Genomic DNA, 14018 nt, shown 5'->3' on the forward strand with positions numbered 1-14018 from the left:
CCGCCGGGCATGGCCCGGCGCTACCCCTCCTTCCCAGCGCATGCAGCCGCCGGGCATGGCCCGGCGCTACCGCCACCCAGATCGCGGGCACCGGCCCTACCCGCCCTCGGCCTTGCGCACGAATGCTTCGAACAGCGCCAGCGTCTGCTCGCTGACATGATGCTCGATGCCTTCGGCATCGCGCCGGGCGGTATCTGCATCCACGCCCAACGCCAACAGGAAGCGCTCCACCGTCTGGTGCCGCTGGCGACTGGCATGGGCCAGCGCCTCGCCCTCGGCGGTCAGGAAGACACCACGATAGGGCCGCTGCACGACCCAGCCGTCGCGGGCCAGCCGCCGCAGCATCTTCGCCACCGTCGGCTGCGCCACCCCCAGGCGGGTGGCGATGTCGACCTGGCGGGCCTCGCCGCCATCGGCCAGCAGGTCCGAGATCAGCTCGACATAGTCCTCCACCAGTTCCATCCGGTGCGCCTCGCGCACCTGCCGGAAGCTCTCGACCTGGCGCTCGGCCTCGATCAAGGGGGGATTCTTTGGCGATGTCGAATCGTCGCTCTTGCTCACGCGTGCGCCTGTCCTGCCGAAGTCGTCCGGGAATGAACCTGAATTCTGGACCAGTGACGCGATAAAGACGATTGTTTCACATTGCTATTGGATATAGCAGTAGCTATATTAAGCGCATGAACACCCTGGCGCCCGATGACCCTTCGGCCCCTGCCCCGGCCAGCCTGGGTGCGCTCAATGCCTCGGTGGCGGTACCCGACAAGGGCCACTGGTGGTTCCGCCTGCTGGCGTTCCTCGGCCCGGGCTACATGATCTCGGTCGGCTACATGGACCCTGGCAACTGGGCCACCGACCTGGCCGGCGGCTCACGCTTCGGCTACCTGCTGCTGTCGGTCATCCTCGTGTCCAATCTGATGGCGGTGATCCTGCAGGCGCTCTCGGCGCGGCTGGGTATCGCCACCGGGCTGGACCTGGCCCAGGCCTGTCGCGCGCGCTACCCGAAGCCGGTCAATCTGGCCCTGTGGGCGCTGTGCGAGGCAGCCATCATCGCCTGCGACCTGGCCGAGGTGATCGGCACCGCCATCGCACTGAAGCTGCTGTTCGACCTGCCGCTGCTGTGGGGCGCAGTGATCACCGCGCTGGACACGCTGCTGGTGCTGCTGCTGATGAACCGCGGCTTCCGCGCGCTGGAGGCCTTCGTCATCGCGCTGCTGATGGTGATCTTCGCCTGCTTCGTGGTCCAGATCGCGATGGCCGCGCCGCCTGTCATGGCGGTGCTTGGCGGCTTCATTCCACGCGCACAGGTGGTCACCGATCCGCACGCCCTGTACATCGCGATCGGCATCATCGGCGCCACGGTCATGCCGCACAACCTGTACCTCCACTCGTCCATCGTGCAGACCCGAGCGTACCCGCGTACCGACGAGGGTCGCCGCAGCGCGCTGCGCTGGGCGGTGACCGACAGCACGCTGGCCCTGACGCTGGCACTGTTCATCAATGCCAGCATCCTGATCCTGGCCGCAGCCGTGTTCCATGCCAACGGTCGCTTCGACGTGGAAGACATCGAGCAGGCGCATCAGCTGCTGGCACCGATGCTGGGCGTGGGCGCCGCGGCGACGCTGTTCGCGGTGGCACTGCTGGCATCGGGCCTGAATTCCACGGTGACCGCGACGCTGGCCGGGCAGATCGTGATGGAGGGCTTCCTGCGCCTTCGCCTGCCGCCCTGGCTGCGGCGGCTGCTGACCCGGGCGCTGGCGATCATTCCGGTGGTGGTGGTGATCGTGCTGTTCGGCGACCAGGGCGCGGTGAAGCTGCTGGTGCTGAGCCAGGTGGTGCTGTCGATGCAGCTGCCGTTCGCGATCATTCCCCTGGTGCGGATCGTGACCGACAAGGTGACCATGGGCGCACTGGTGGCACCGCGGTGGCTGGGTACGATCGCCTGGTTGATCGCGCTGGTGATCGTGGCACTGAATGTGAAGCTGCTGGTCGACACCTTCGCCGTCGCCTGACGGCCGAGGGCCGCCACCGGGCCATGCTCGACGCAAGCGTGCAGCGCTGTCCAGCGTGGCCCCGCTCTACAGATGCAGGGCGATGGCGGCTTCGATCTGCTGTGGCGACTGGAATCCGGCCAGGCGGATGCGTTCGTTGCCGTCACGGAACAGCGCAAGCGTTGGTGTCTGGCGCAGCCCCAGCTCCCTGAAGAAGGTTTCACCCAGCACTTCCAGCTGCACCCGCAGCAGGGTCATGCCCTGCCCCGCGCCGCTGCTGGCGACACGCTGCAGGGACATCTCCAGCATCCGGCAGCCCGGGCACTGGTCCTTGTGGAAATCCACCAGGACCCGGGGATGTTCGGCCAACAGCTGCTGGAGCTGCTCAGGCGTGGTGGCGTCGATGATCTGCATCGGTGGTACTCCGGTAATGGGCCAGGACTGCGTCGGTCCAGGCGTCGATGGCGGCGGCGTGGCGCTCGCCGTGCGGCATCTGTTCAATCTCCAGCGGCGGGTAGCCGCTGTGGAAGTAGCGGATCAGGCGGTGCACGGCGCCGCAGTAGTACTCCTGGCCCCACTGTGTCTCGCCGGTGCCGAACACCGCCACCTGTCGCGGCCACTGACCCTGCCCGGCAATGCCGGCCACCCACTCCTTCATCTCCGCCGGTGTGCGCCCGGCGTTGTCGGTCCAGCTGCCCAGCAGCACGAGGTCGGCTTCATCGGCCGCCAGCGGAGCCGGCTGGCGCAGGTCGTCGGCCTCCTGCCAATGCACCGCGTGACCCGCCGCGCGACACCGCTCGGCGATCTGCCGTCCCAGCTCCCGGGTATTGCCACTGAGCGAGGCGACCACGATCAGGATGCCCAGCGCCGGCCCCCGCTCAGAGATCGTCGAAGCCGTTGTCGACGTTGGTCTTCTTGTAACTTGCATTGCGCATCTCGAAGAAGTCGGTCTTGGTTTCGGTGAAGTTGTCGGCGTAGGCCTTGATCCACGGCATCACATTGTCGGTCGTATCGCTGTACAGCCGCTCGATACCCAGCATGCCGGCCATCTTGTTGGCGCGGTACTTCACGTAGCGCACCATCTCGTCCACATCGATGCCGTCGATACCATCCAGCACTTCCGACGACCATTGCGTCTCCAGCGTGATGGCATGCTCGAAGGCGCTGTGTACGTAAGCCGTCAGCTCGTTGGTCTGCAGTTCCGGATTCTCGCCGACGATGGCCCGGATCACCTCGCTGATGAACTTGGTATGGGCCAGCTCGTCGCGGTTGATGAAGCTGATGATCTTGCCGGTGCCGGTCATGCGGTTCTGCCGCACCAGGTTGTAGAAGTAGGCGAAGCCGGAATAGAAGTTGATGCCCTCCAGGATCGACGACTGGATCAGCGACTTCAGCAGCGTCTCGGCGGTCTTGTCGCGCATGAAGTCGTCGTACGCCTGCATGATCGGCGCGTTGCGGCTGATGATGGTCGGATGCGTGCGGGCCAGTTCGAACACCCGGTTCTGGTTGGGCAGATCGGTGATCGACGCGAGCACATAGCTGTAGCTTTCGTTATGTATCACTTCCTGCTGGCCGATGATCGCCGCATTGGCATGCGCGGCCGGATCGGTGATGTACTCGGCGACGTTGTAGATGAACCGGGTCTGCGGCGAATCGAGCGTGGCCAGCAGGCCGATGATCGAGTCGTAGGCGTTCTTCTCGCGTCCGGACAGTTCACCGTACTGGCGTGCGTCCAGCTTCATGTCCACTTCGTCGGGGATCCAGAAGTTGGTCGACAGTTCCTTGTACGCCCGATAGAACGAGGGGTACGGAATGTCGTTCCAGTTCAGTATGCCGCTGGTGCGGCCGTTGATGATGCCGGTGCTGCGATTGGGATGGCGTGGTTCAAGGATCTTGATGCGGTCAAGCGGCGTTGCCATGGTGTTACCTGCTGAGGATGGCGCCGGGCCGTGCCCGGCGGAATGTACGGTGGCCGCGCGGTGCGCTCGCCGGGCATGGCCCGGCGCTACCGCGGCTGGGGCGCAGCGATCAGCTCGAGCACCACTCGCATTCGCTGATGTCGATGTCGTTGGAGCGCACGTAGTAGGTGGTCTTCAGTCCCGCGCGCCATGCGCTCAGGTGCAGCTCCAGCAACGTGCTCGCACGGATGGTGCTGGGCACATACAGGTTGAAGCTGATCGACTGGTCCACATGGCGCTGGCGCCGGGCGTTCTGCCGGACGCTGGCGAACTGGTCCACCTTGTAGGCGCCCTTCTCGTAGTACGGCCAGGTCTCCAGCGACAGCCCGGGGGCCGCGACCGGCCGTCGGAAGTCCTTCTTCTCCTCGTAGTAGAACGCGCTGTAGATGGGATCGATCGAGGCAGTGGAACCGGCGATCTGGGCGGTGCTCATGTTCGGCGCGACCGCCAGCAGCCAGCCATTGCGCAGGCCATGGCGGGCCACCTCACGCGCCAGGCCCTGCCAGGCCGCATCACGGTAATCGCGGTCGCTGAAGTAGCGGCCGGTGTGCCAGTCGCTGCCGGCGAACATCGGATAGTGGCCCTTCTCTTTCGCCAGTTCGGCACTGGCCTGGATGGTCAGGAAGTTGATGCGTTCGTACAGGCGGTCGGCCAGCGCCTCCGCCTCCGGCGATTCCCACGGGATCGCCTGCTGCGCCAGCAGGTGATGCCAGCCGAACGTGCCCAGGCCGATGGCCCGGTACTTGCGGTTGGTGATCGTGGCCTGCGGCACCGGCAAGGCATTGAGATCGATCACGTTGTCCAGCATGCGCACCTGGATCGGGATCAACCGTTCCAGCACGTCCTTCGCCAGCAGATCGTCCGGCGCGGTGACCGCCCGTCCGAGATTGATCGAGGACAGGTTGCACACCACGAAATCGCCGGCGCGGCGGGTGGTGACGATCTGGTCGCCGCTGACGATCTCCTGGATCATCCGCGTCGGGCTCATGTTCTGCAGGATCTCCGTGCACAGGTTGCTGGAATAGACCATGCCCGCATGCTTGTTCGGGTTCCTGCGATTGACTTCATCGCGGTAGAACAGGAATGGATTGCCGGTCTCCAGCTGGCTGAGCATGATGCGCTTGAACAGATCGATCGCGCGCACGGTGCGCCGGCTGATGCGCTCGTCGGCCACCAGCTCCGCGTAGCGGTCGCGGAAGCTGCCCGCACCGCGCGTCTCATCGTAGAAGTCCTGCAGGTACCAGCCCTTGGCCTGCTTTACCTCATGCGGGTCGAACAGGTACCAGTCGGCCCGACGCTCGACCGCCTCCATGAACAGATCGGGGACGCAGACCGACGTGAACACATCATGCGCGCGCAGGCGCTGGTCGCCGTTGTTCAGGCGCAGATCGAGGAAGGCCTCGATGTCGCGGTGCCAGATGTCCAGGTATACCGCTACCGCGCCTTTGCGCTGGCCGAGCTGGTCGACCGATACCGCGGTGTTGTTGAGCTGCTTGATCCAGGGCACTACGCCGCCGGACGAGTTGGGCACACCACGGATCGGTGCACCGCTGCTGCGCACGTAGCCCAGGTAGGCGCCGACACCCCCGCCGTGCTTGGACACGCGGGCAATGTCCGTATTGGAGTCATAGATGCCCTGCAGGCTGTCGTCCACTGTATCGATGAAGCAGCTGGACAGCTGTCCACCGACCTTGCCGGCGTTGGCCAGCGTCGGCGTGGCCACCGTCATGTACAGGTTCGACAGCGCCCAGTAGGCCTCGCCGACCAGCTGCATCCGCCGCTCACGCGGCTTCTCCTCCTGCATCAGGTACAGGGCGATGGTCAGCCAGCGCTCCTGCGGCAACTCGTACACCTCGCGGCTGCGGTCGCTGGCCAGGTAGCGCGTCGCCAGCAGGTACAGGCCGTTGTACGCGAACAGGCGGTCGCGGTCGGGATCGATCATCTCTCCGGCCTGCTGCAGCTCCTCCTTCGAGTAGCAGCGCAGGATGTCATTGCTGTAGACGCCACGGTCGGCCAGGCTCTCCTGCAGGCCTACGTACGAGCCGTACTTCAGGCTGACATCGTAGAAGCGGTTGCGGCTGGCGCGCTTGTACAGGCGGCGCAGGTAGATGCGGGCGGCGAACCGCTCCCAGTCCGGCGCGACCAGGTCCACACGGGATTCCGCCTCGCGGATCAGCAGGTCCACCAGGTCGTCAGCACTGATGCTGGGCTTGCGCTCAACCATCGCCTGCACCACGCGGCGGTAGTCGGCTACGTCCAGCTGCGGGAACTCGGCATGGATGGCGTCGATGCTGCGCTGCAGGCGCCCGGCGTCGAACGGCAGGCGTCGGTTGCCAGCCTCCTTGGTGATCCAGGTCGGCACGCGCTCGCCACCGGCGCGCAGGGCGTCGCCGGCGCCGGCCGGATCGGCCGCGCGGTAGGTGTATTCAGTCATGGTCCTGCGTCTCCAGGCTCGCACGCACGATTGCGCCGATGCCATGGCGGCCCTGCACGCGATACCGGCGCACGGGGCGATCGGGTGGGATGCCAAAGCGCGGGAACACCAGATCGTCGGCAAGTGCCTGCGCCTGCGGCCGGTATCCGGGCCGTGGGGGCGACCTGAGTCCGCACGAGGGCGGCCGCGTCGACACGGCAAGCCTTCAGGGGCGGGCCGCGGGACGTGTCTTGCATCGTCCGGCGGCGGCGGCTGACCGGGAGTGACGGCCCCAACATAGTGGGGATGATGGATATCGTCAACACAAGATGCAGTAAATAGCGCCCTCCGCGACGAACCGTCGCAGGATGCCGTGTTGCGTCTGCGCCGCCTTGTCGACGCCGCACGCATCCCCACTTCGATACAACCTCCACTTTCCGCGGAACATCCCCCATGCGCGCTGCCCAGTACTCCTCCTTCGGCGACCCGTCCGACGTCCTTGCCGTCGCCGAGGCCGCCCTGCCTGAACCTGGTCCTGGCGAGGTGCGCATCCGTACCGTGCTCGCCTCCATCCACAACCACGATCTGCTGACCGTGCGCGGCCTGTATGGCTACAAGCCGACGCTGCCGGCAATCGGTGGCAGCGAGGCACTGGGCGTGGTCGACGCGGTTGGCGACGGCGTCGACGGCCTTCGGGTCGGTCAGCGTGTCGCTGCCGCCTCGGTGCACGGCACCTGGGCCGAAGCATTCATCGCGCCGGCACGGATGGTGATTCCGATGCCGGAATCGATCCCCGATGAGACCGCTGCGCAGCTGATTGCCATGCCGCTCAGTGCGCTGATGCTGCTGGAATTCCTGCATGTCGAGCCAGGCCAATGGATCGTGCAGAACACCGCCAATGGCGCGGTCGGCAAGTCGCTGGCGATGCTGGCGCGGGCGCGGGGTGTCCATGTGGCCAACCTGGTGCGCAACGCCGATGCGGTCGCGCAGCTGCAGGCGCTCGGCATCGATCATGTATTCGATACCTCGGTGGACGGCTGGAAGGACCGCGTGCGTGCAGTGACCGGTGAAGCGCAGGCGGCGGCCGCCGTGGATTCCATCGGCGGCGACGCCAGCGGTGACCTGGTCGACCTGCTCGGCCACCACGGCACGCTGGTGTCCTTCGGCGTGATGAGCGGCGAGCCCATGCGCATCCCCGCCGGAGGCCTGATCTACAAGGAAGCCACCGTGAAAGGCTTCTGGGGCAGCAAGGTCAGCCAGGCGATGGCGGTGGACGACAAGCGACGGCTGGTGGGCGAACTGCTGCAGCGTGCAGCCGGCGGCGAACTGACGCTGCCGGTGGAACAGGTGTTCGCACTCGACGATATCGCTGCGGCGGTCAAAGCCGGCGCAGGTTCCGGCCGCAACGGCAAGGTGCTCTTGCGGCCTTGACGGTCGGCCAACCGGGGTCAGATCCCTTTCTGTTGGGTCGGCCGACCGGGGTCAGATCCCTTTCCGTTGGAAAGGGATCTGACCCCTGAGAGGAATGCGCAGCACCGGTCGATAACAGGGCCAGTCACTCGTTAAGAACCTGTGATGTATAACTGAATGCGCTTTCGTCATTGGAAGGCGCAGGCGAGCGCATGCGGTACTGGCGGCTCCTCTTCTGTCCGGCGTTGTCGCTTCCATGTACCGCACCACCCTGAACCTGCTTGCCGGCGCCATCGCGCTGGGACTTACCGCCGGCGCTGCCGGCGCTGCTGAAACCACCGATACCGGCAAGGACAGCAGCACGGTCGGCACCGTGCTGGTGACCGGATCCAACATCAAGCGCAGCGACACCGCCGGCCCCAACCCGGTGCAGATCGTCAGCCGTGAACAGATCGAACAGACCGGTCGCAGCACGTTGACCGATGTGCTGCGCAACCTGTCGGCCAATGCCGGCAACAGCTTCGACGAGCAGTACACCGGCAGCTTCGCGGCGGGCTCGGCGTCGATCGGCCTGCGCGGGCTGTCGCCGAAGAACACCCTGGTGCTGGTCAACGGCTATCGGGTGGCCAACTTCGGTTTCGCCCTCAATACCCAGGACACCTTCGTCGATCTCAATGCGCTGCCGATCAGCGCGGTCGAACGCATTGAAGTACTGAAGGACGGCGCCTCGGCGGTGTATGGCTCCGATGCCATCGCCGGTGTCATCAACATCATCCTGCGCAGGAACTTCCAGGGCGTGGAAGTGGGCGGCGGCTTCGGTACGGCCACCCAGGGCGGCCTCGACGAACGCAAGGCCAATCTGCTGGCCGGTTTCGGTGACCTCGAACAGCAGGGCTGGAACGTGCTGTTCGGGCTGGACGTGCTCAAGCGCGATCGGCTCGACGCCGACCAGCGCGCCTATACCCGCAGCGGCGATTTCCGCGACAAGCCCGGTGGTCGCCTGGCCGGCTGGTCCACTGCCGGTGGCAACTGGCTGGCGAACCCGCGCGCGCCGCAGCCATTCTCGCCCTGCCCCGAGGGCAGCCAGCTGCGGCCCTACAGCGACTTCGGCAGCAGCCTGCCCGGCCAGGCCTGCGCGTTCAATGCGCAGCCATTCAAGACCCTGCAGCCCGGTGCCGAACGCCTGCAGGCCTCGCTGAGCGCGACCTACCGCTTCAGTGACAACGTCGAAGCCTTCGCCGACGTGCTCTACAGCCACAACACGGCCGACCAGATCTTCAGCGCGCCACTGACCGTCGGCCCTGGCCTGCGCGCCTACAACCCCGCCACCGGCACCCTGCTCGACATTCCGGCAGTGCTGCCGGTCGGGCATCCGAACAACCCGGGCAGCGCTCCCCTGCCCTTCGAGTACACGTTCTTCGATCTCGGCCCGCGCCTGAAGGACAACACGCAGGTGTTCTACCGTGCATTGGCCGGCGTGCGTGGCCAGGGCGAGCGCTGGGACTGGGAGGTCGCCGCGCTGACCTCGCAGAGCGAGCAGCGCGAGTACGTGGACAACTTCATCAACCGCTACGCGTTCGAGCAGATCCTGCGCGATGGCAGCTACAACTTCCTCGACCCGGCCAGCACGCCGGCCGCGCTTGACGCGCTGCGCCTGCAGACCAAGCGCCCGGGCTGGTACCAGCTGCACTCTCTGAACCTCAAGGCATCGACGTCGCTGTGGGAGCTGCCGGCCGGCGCGGTCGGCTTCGCCTGGGGCGCGGAGTTCCGCAAGGAATCGCTGGATGCACGGACCAGTGCGCAGGTGCTGTCCGGAACGGAGCTGCGGCCGGCGATCAACGTGGTCGATGGCGAGCGGCAGGTCAGCGCCGCCTACGCCGAGTTCAGCGTACCGTTGCATCGCACATTGGAACTGCAGGTCGCCGGACGCGGCGACCGCTACGACGACTTCGGCAAGGCGTTCTCGCCGAAGTTCGCGCTGCGCTGGCAGCCGCTGGACAGCCTGCTGCTGCGCGGTTCGTTCTCGCGCGGTTTCCGCGCCCCCTCGCTGCCGGAAATCGCACCCGGACAGACGGTCAGCTACGGATCGGTGATCGACCCGCTCGACCCGTTGCAGCCCGGTGGCAGCCGCGGTGTCACCAACATCCGCACCGGCAATCCCGACCTGAAGGCCGAGCGCTCGCGCAATCTCAACGTTGGCGCGGTGTGGTCGCCGGACGCTGACAGCAGCATCGGCCTGGACTGGTACCGCATCGAGCAGGACAACCTGGTCAAGCCCGACAGCGCACAGTTCATCGTCGACAATCCCGCCCTGTTCCCGGGCCGGGTCCAGCGCGATGCGCAGGGCCGCATCCAGTTCATCACCAACCAGTATGCCAACCAGGGGGAGCTGACCACGTCCGGTCTCGACCTGGAGGCCAGCCGCACCTTCCGCACCGACGGCTGGGGCAACCTCACCCTCGCCGGCAGCTGGACCCATCTGCTCAGCTTCAAGCAGCCCCTGGTAGCCGGTCAGGCGCCCTATGACGGCGCGGGCAACAACCGCCACGGCGCGCTGCCGCGCACCCGCGGCACCACGTCACTGAACTGGGCGGTGGGCGACTGGAACAGCACGCTGAGCCTGCAATATGTCAGCGGCTACGACCAGCGGGTAGCGACGGCCACCAGCAACCCGGGCCTGCGCGATCGCGTCAAGCCCTATCACCAGCTGGACCTGTACGTGGCGTACGAAGGCATTCCCAACACCACGCTGTCGCTGTCGGTGCTGAACCTGACCGACAAGGACCCGCCATTCGACCCGGCGGGCGGCTCCAACGGCTTCGACATCAGCCAGTACAACCTGCGCGGCCAGTTCGTCACGGTGGGGGCACGCTACCGGTTCTGATGCGGAAACTGCACATGCAGCGCCGAGCCCATGCCCGGCTGCTTTACCGGCTTGATGGAGCCGAGCGTGGGCTCGGCTCCACGGAGTGCGCGGACCAACGGTCCGCACCCATCGCAGCGGTCGTGCATCACCGGCTCAGGTGCAGGAACTGCAGGTGCCGCTCGTACTGGCTGATGATGTCGTTGATGATCTGCTTGCGGCTGTATCCGACCAGGTCGTAATCCTGGCTGCCTTCGAACAGATGCACTTCGGCGCGGTAGTAGCGCTGGTTGCGCAGCTGCTGGGCGGCGAACGACGGCGTCAGGTAGCCGCGGAGGATCACCCGATACAGGAAGTCCTGCTGCTCGCCATGGTTGACCGAAAGTTCCATGTCGCCGGCTTCGATGCGGGTATGTACGTCCCAGCCCTGTTCGCGCAGCTGCTCGGCCACGGCTTCCATCGCCGGTTTCACCGTGTCATCCATGAAGCGGTAGACCTGGTCGCGCACCGGGAAGTGCATGGCCTGCGCAAGCCGCTGGCGCCAGCCCTGGTGGTGGCGATCGTCGCCGATCAGCGGCGATGGCCGGTACTGCAGCGCGCGCTTGCGGTGCGACTCATCGCTGAACGCCCGGGTGAGGCCCCACATCATCAGCAGCAGCACCGCCGAGAATGGCAGTGACGCCAGCACCACCGCCGACTTCAACGCATCGATGCTGCCCGCCAGCAGCAGGCCTGCGGTGAGCACGGCGATCACCGTGCCCCAGAACACGCGCAGCCAGCGCGGGCCATCGTCTTCCGGAGCGCCGCCGTGCGACGACAGCGTGGACAGCACCACCGCGCCCGAATCGGCCGATGTCACGAAAAAGATGAAGCTGACCAGCACGGTCACCGCGATCACCGTGCGGCTCCACGGATAACCATCAAGCAATGCGTACAGCACGGTCGGTGGGTCATCCACGGCCAGCTGTGCCAGCTGCTGCTGGCCATGGTGCAGCACCTGGTCCAGCGCGCTGTTGCCGAAGATCGACAACCAGGCCAGGGTGAAGCCGAGCGGAATCAGCAGCACGCCGAACACGAATTCGCGAATGGTACGTCCGCGCGAGATGCGGGCGATGAACAGGCCGACGAACGGCGCCCAGCCGATCCACCAGGCCCAGTAGAACACCGTCCAGCCGCCCAACCATGCCGGCCGTCCACCATAGGCGTACACGTCAAAGCTCTTGCCGACCACGCTGCCCAGATAGTCGCCCAGGTTCTGCATCAACGTGCCGAACAGGTATTGGGTGGGCCCGGCGAACAGCATGAACAGCACCAGCGCGATCGCCAGCAGCATGTTGATGTTGGCCATCCAGCGGACCCCCTTCTCCACGCCGGACACTGCCACGGCCACCGCCGCCCCCATCATGCTGGCGACCAGGGCGATCTGCACGAAGTTCGAGTGCGGGATGTCGAACAGGTGCGACAGCCCCGCGTTGAGGTGCAGAACACCGAAGCCCATGTCAGCGCCGATGCCGAACACGGTGGCGACGATGCCCAGCGCATCCACGGTGTAGCCGATCGGGCCGTTGATGCGCTTGCCGATCAGCGGATACAGCGCCGAGCGCAGCGCCAACGGCAGGTTGTGGCGATAGGCGAAGTAGGCCATGGCCATCGCCGCCAGCGCGAACACGCCCCAACCATGCAGGCCCCAGTGCAGGAACAGCAGCTGCATGGCCTGGCGCGCGCCGGCCTCACCGGCGGCGGGATCGCCCTGCGGCGGCTGCAGGTAATGGGTCAGCGGCTCGGAGACACAAAAGAAGAACAGGGTGATGCTGATACCCGCGGCGAACAGCATGCCCGCCCAGGAGAGATAGCTGAACTCCGGCTCGTCATGGTCGGCACCGAGCTTGATGCCACCATACTTGGACAGCGCCACGCCGACCACGAACACCAGATAGAGGGTCATCGCCAGCAGGTAGTACCAGCCAACGTTGAGTGCCGCCCAGTCCTGTGCGCTGAGCAGCAGGCGACCGGCACCGATCGGATAGAGGCTGACGAACAGCGCGAACGCCACGACGATGATCGCCGCGAAGGCGAATACAGGCCGCAGGGTGCGCACCGGGGATTGTTGCGGCTCCAGGGCTTCCACGGGGCGGCGTTCTCCGGTCGATCAAAGAGTGAGCCGGCGGATTCTGGCTGAACGGCGGTGGACGCAGGATGAAGTGCTGTCGCGCGATGACAGCACAGGGACAGCACGCGCGTGGTATGACGCGCGCGCCGCGAAGTTCAGCGCATTACGTGCACGGCGCACAACTTGTTGCCGTCGGGATCGCGCAGGTAGGCCAGGTACAGCTGCCGCCCGGCCTTGTGGCGTACGCCCGGTGGATCTTCGATGGCGCTGCCGCCGTGGGCGATGCCTGCGTCCTGCCAGGCGTGCACCGCCTGCGGAGTCTCCAGCGCGAAACCAATGGTGCCGCCATTGGCGTGGCACGCCGGCTGGCCATCGATGGGCGGGGTCACGATGAACATCCGCCCGTCCTTGATGTAGACCAGTTTTCCATCTTCATCGGTCATGCCCGGTCGGCCGCCGATGGCTGCGAACAGTGCGTCGTAGAAGCGGCGCGAGACCGCAAGATCATTGGAACCGACGGTGATGTGGCTGAACATGGCGGCACTCCGTTGCGGAAAAACCGCAGTGTCGGACAGCGCGCTCCGGTCTGCAATCGTCGCCGCTCATGCGGTACTGAGCAGAAGCACCGCCCCCGTCACCAGTGCAATGCCGATCCAGCCGATGGGCCGCAGGCGATTGCCGAACAGCAGGCGCCCGCAGGCAGCGGTGCCGATTACGCCGATGGCACCCCACAGCGCATAGGCCGTGGCCAGGTCCAGGTGGCGTACTGCCTGGCCCAGCAGCGCGAAGGCGATCCAGACCATGACGACGGCGGCGACACCCCAATGCCAGCGGCGGAAGCCTTCGGACTTGGCCACCATCATGTTTGCCGCGACGTCGATCAGTGCGGAACAGATCACGAAGAACAGTGCCGTTGTGTTCATCAGTGCGCCTCCCCAAGGGTGACGCAGACAATGCCGGCCACCGCCAGCAGCAGGCCGGCCAACTGCTGCATCGACAGGCTCTCGCCGAACACCGCAATGCCGACCAGGGTCAGCAGGGTCAGCCCCAGCCCCTCCCACACCGCGTACGCAACGCCGACCGCGATGCGCCGTACCGACAGCGCCAGGAAGTAATAGGACAACGCCAGCGCCCCGGCCATCACCAGGTAGCCGGTCCAGCCACCGGCGCGGGCGGCATGGGCCATGAATGACGTGCCGACCACTTCGGCGACGATCGCCACGGTCAGGCAGGCCCAGGCAATCAGGGGGCCTGGGGCGGGAACACGACGGGTCAT

The 14018-nt window shown here is 66.1% G+C and carries 12 protein-coding genes; 3 read left to right on the plus strand and 9 right to left on the minus strand.

Annotation, left to right across the window (positions count from 1 at the left end; translation table 11 throughout):
- Positions 1–96: 96 nt before the first annotated feature.
- Entirely contained in the window at positions 97–561 is a 465-nt protein-coding gene (gene mntR / locus N5J29_RS02220; RefSeq protein WP_111185914.1) for a manganese-binding transcriptional regulator MntR, read from the minus strand.
- Between the two features lie 116 nt (positions 562–677).
- On the opposite strand from mntR, the gene N5J29_RS02225 reads away from it, so the two are divergent.
- Positions 678–2009: an Nramp family divalent metal transporter gene (locus N5J29_RS02225; RefSeq protein ID WP_164152553.1), complete on the plus strand. Its 1332-nt coding sequence runs from the start codon at positions 678–680 to the stop codon at positions 2007–2009.
- 66 nt (positions 2010–2075) lie between these two features.
- On the opposite strand, the gene N5J29_RS02230 is transcribed toward N5J29_RS02225, so the two are convergent.
- The 4 genes from N5J29_RS02230 to N5J29_RS02245 all read right to left on the minus strand — a co-directional run bounded on the left by N5J29_RS02230 (position 2076) and on the right by N5J29_RS02245 (position 6380).
- Complete coding sequence (locus N5J29_RS02230) at positions 2076–2402, minus strand: thioredoxin family protein (protein WP_053517820.1); 327 nt, start codon at positions 2400–2402, stop codon at positions 2076–2078.
- A complete protein-coding gene (locus N5J29_RS02235; protein ID WP_197622903.1) occupies positions 2374–2853 on the minus strand; it encodes a flavodoxin in 480 nt (159 codons plus the stop codon). Before N5J29_RS02235 ends, N5J29_RS02230 begins: the two co-directional genes overlap by 29 nt.
- Before the next feature lie 13 nt (positions 2854–2866).
- Entirely contained in the window at positions 2867–3907 is a 1041-nt protein-coding gene (locus tag N5J29_RS02240) for a ribonucleotide-diphosphate reductase subunit beta (RefSeq protein WP_053517822.1), read from the minus strand.
- Positions 3908–4016: 109 nt separating this feature from the next.
- Positions 4017–6380, minus strand: coding sequence for a ribonucleoside-diphosphate reductase subunit alpha (locus N5J29_RS02245; protein ID WP_193395897.1), 2364 nt, complete (start codon positions 6378–6380; stop codon positions 4017–4019).
- A 432-nt stretch (positions 6381–6812) separates the two neighbouring features.
- On the opposite strand from N5J29_RS02245, the gene N5J29_RS02250 reads away from it, so the two are divergent.
- Both N5J29_RS02250 and N5J29_RS02255 read left to right on the plus strand, forming a co-directional pair.
- The gene (locus N5J29_RS02250; RefSeq protein ID WP_065175232.1) at positions 6813–7790 is read left to right on the plus strand and encodes a zinc-binding dehydrogenase; all 978 of its coding nucleotides are present in this window, start codon (positions 6813–6815) and stop codon (positions 7788–7790) included.
- Between the two features lie 235 nt (positions 7791–8025).
- On the plus strand, positions 8026–10653 hold the full coding sequence (locus tag N5J29_RS02255) for a TonB-dependent receptor (RefSeq protein WP_164152549.1): 2628 nt from the start codon (positions 8026–8028) through the stop codon (positions 10651–10653).
- A 127-nt stretch (positions 10654–10780) separates the two neighbouring features.
- On the opposite strand, the gene betT is transcribed toward N5J29_RS02255, so the two are convergent.
- The 4 genes from betT to N5J29_RS02275 form a co-directional block, all read right to left on the minus strand.
- Entirely contained in the window at positions 10781–12760 is a 1980-nt protein-coding gene (gene betT, locus N5J29_RS02260) for a choline BCCT transporter BetT (protein ID WP_065182937.1), read from the minus strand.
- A 137-nt stretch (positions 12761–12897) separates the two neighbouring features.
- Positions 12898–13278 (minus strand): VOC family protein, encoded by a 381-nt coding sequence (locus N5J29_RS02265; protein WP_053517829.1) that lies wholly within the window; start codon positions 13276–13278, stop codon positions 12898–12900.
- A 66-nt stretch (positions 13279–13344) separates the two neighbouring features.
- Positions 13345–13665: a multidrug efflux SMR transporter gene (locus N5J29_RS02270; protein ID WP_053517830.1), complete on the minus strand. Its 321-nt coding sequence runs from the start codon at positions 13663–13665 to the stop codon at positions 13345–13347.
- On the minus strand, positions 13665–14018 hold the full coding sequence (locus tag N5J29_RS02275; RefSeq protein ID WP_053517832.1) for an SMR family transporter: 354 nt from the start codon (positions 14016–14018) through the stop codon (positions 13665–13667). The genes N5J29_RS02270 and N5J29_RS02275 overlap by 1 nt, the downstream gene beginning before the upstream one ends.

The sequence above is a fragment of the Stenotrophomonas sp. GD03680 genome (assembly GCF_029844625.1).
GTDB lineage: Bacteria > Pseudomonadota > Gammaproteobacteria > Xanthomonadales > Xanthomonadaceae > Stenotrophomonas > Stenotrophomonas maltophilia_P.

Coding starts and splice junctions, on each gene's coding strand:
- N5J29_RS02265 (WP_053517829.1), bottom strand. CDS start 13,278: ATGTTCAGCCACATCACCGTCGGTTCCAATGATCTTGCGGTCTCGCGC.
- N5J29_RS02270 (WP_053517830.1), bottom strand. CDS start 13,665: ATGAACACAACGGCACTGTTCTTCGTGATCTGTTCCGCACTGATCGAC.
- N5J29_RS02275 (WP_053517832.1), bottom strand. CDS start 14,018: ATGACCCGTCGTGTTCCCGCCCCAGGCCCCCTGATTGCCTGGGCCTGC.
- N5J29_RS02250 (WP_065175232.1), top strand. CDS start 6,813: ATGCGCGCTGCCCAGTACTCCTCCTTCGGCGACCCGTCCGACGTCCTT.
- N5J29_RS02240 (WP_053517822.1), bottom strand. CDS start 3,907: ATGGCAACGCCGCTTGACCGCATCAAGATCCTTGAACCACGCCATCCC.
- N5J29_RS02230 (WP_053517820.1), bottom strand. CDS start 2,402: ATGCAGATCATCGACGCCACCACGCCTGAGCAGCTCCAGCAGCTGTTG.
- N5J29_RS02225 (WP_164152553.1), top strand. CDS start 678: ATGAACACCCTGGCGCCCGATGACCCTTCGGCCCCTGCCCCGGCCAGC.
- N5J29_RS02245 (WP_193395897.1), bottom strand. CDS start 6,380: ATGACTGAATACACCTACCGCGCGGCCGATCCGGCCGGCGCCGGCGAC.
- N5J29_RS02255 (WP_164152549.1), top strand. CDS start 8,026: ATGTACCGCACCACCCTGAACCTGCTTGCCGGCGCCATCGCGCTGGGA.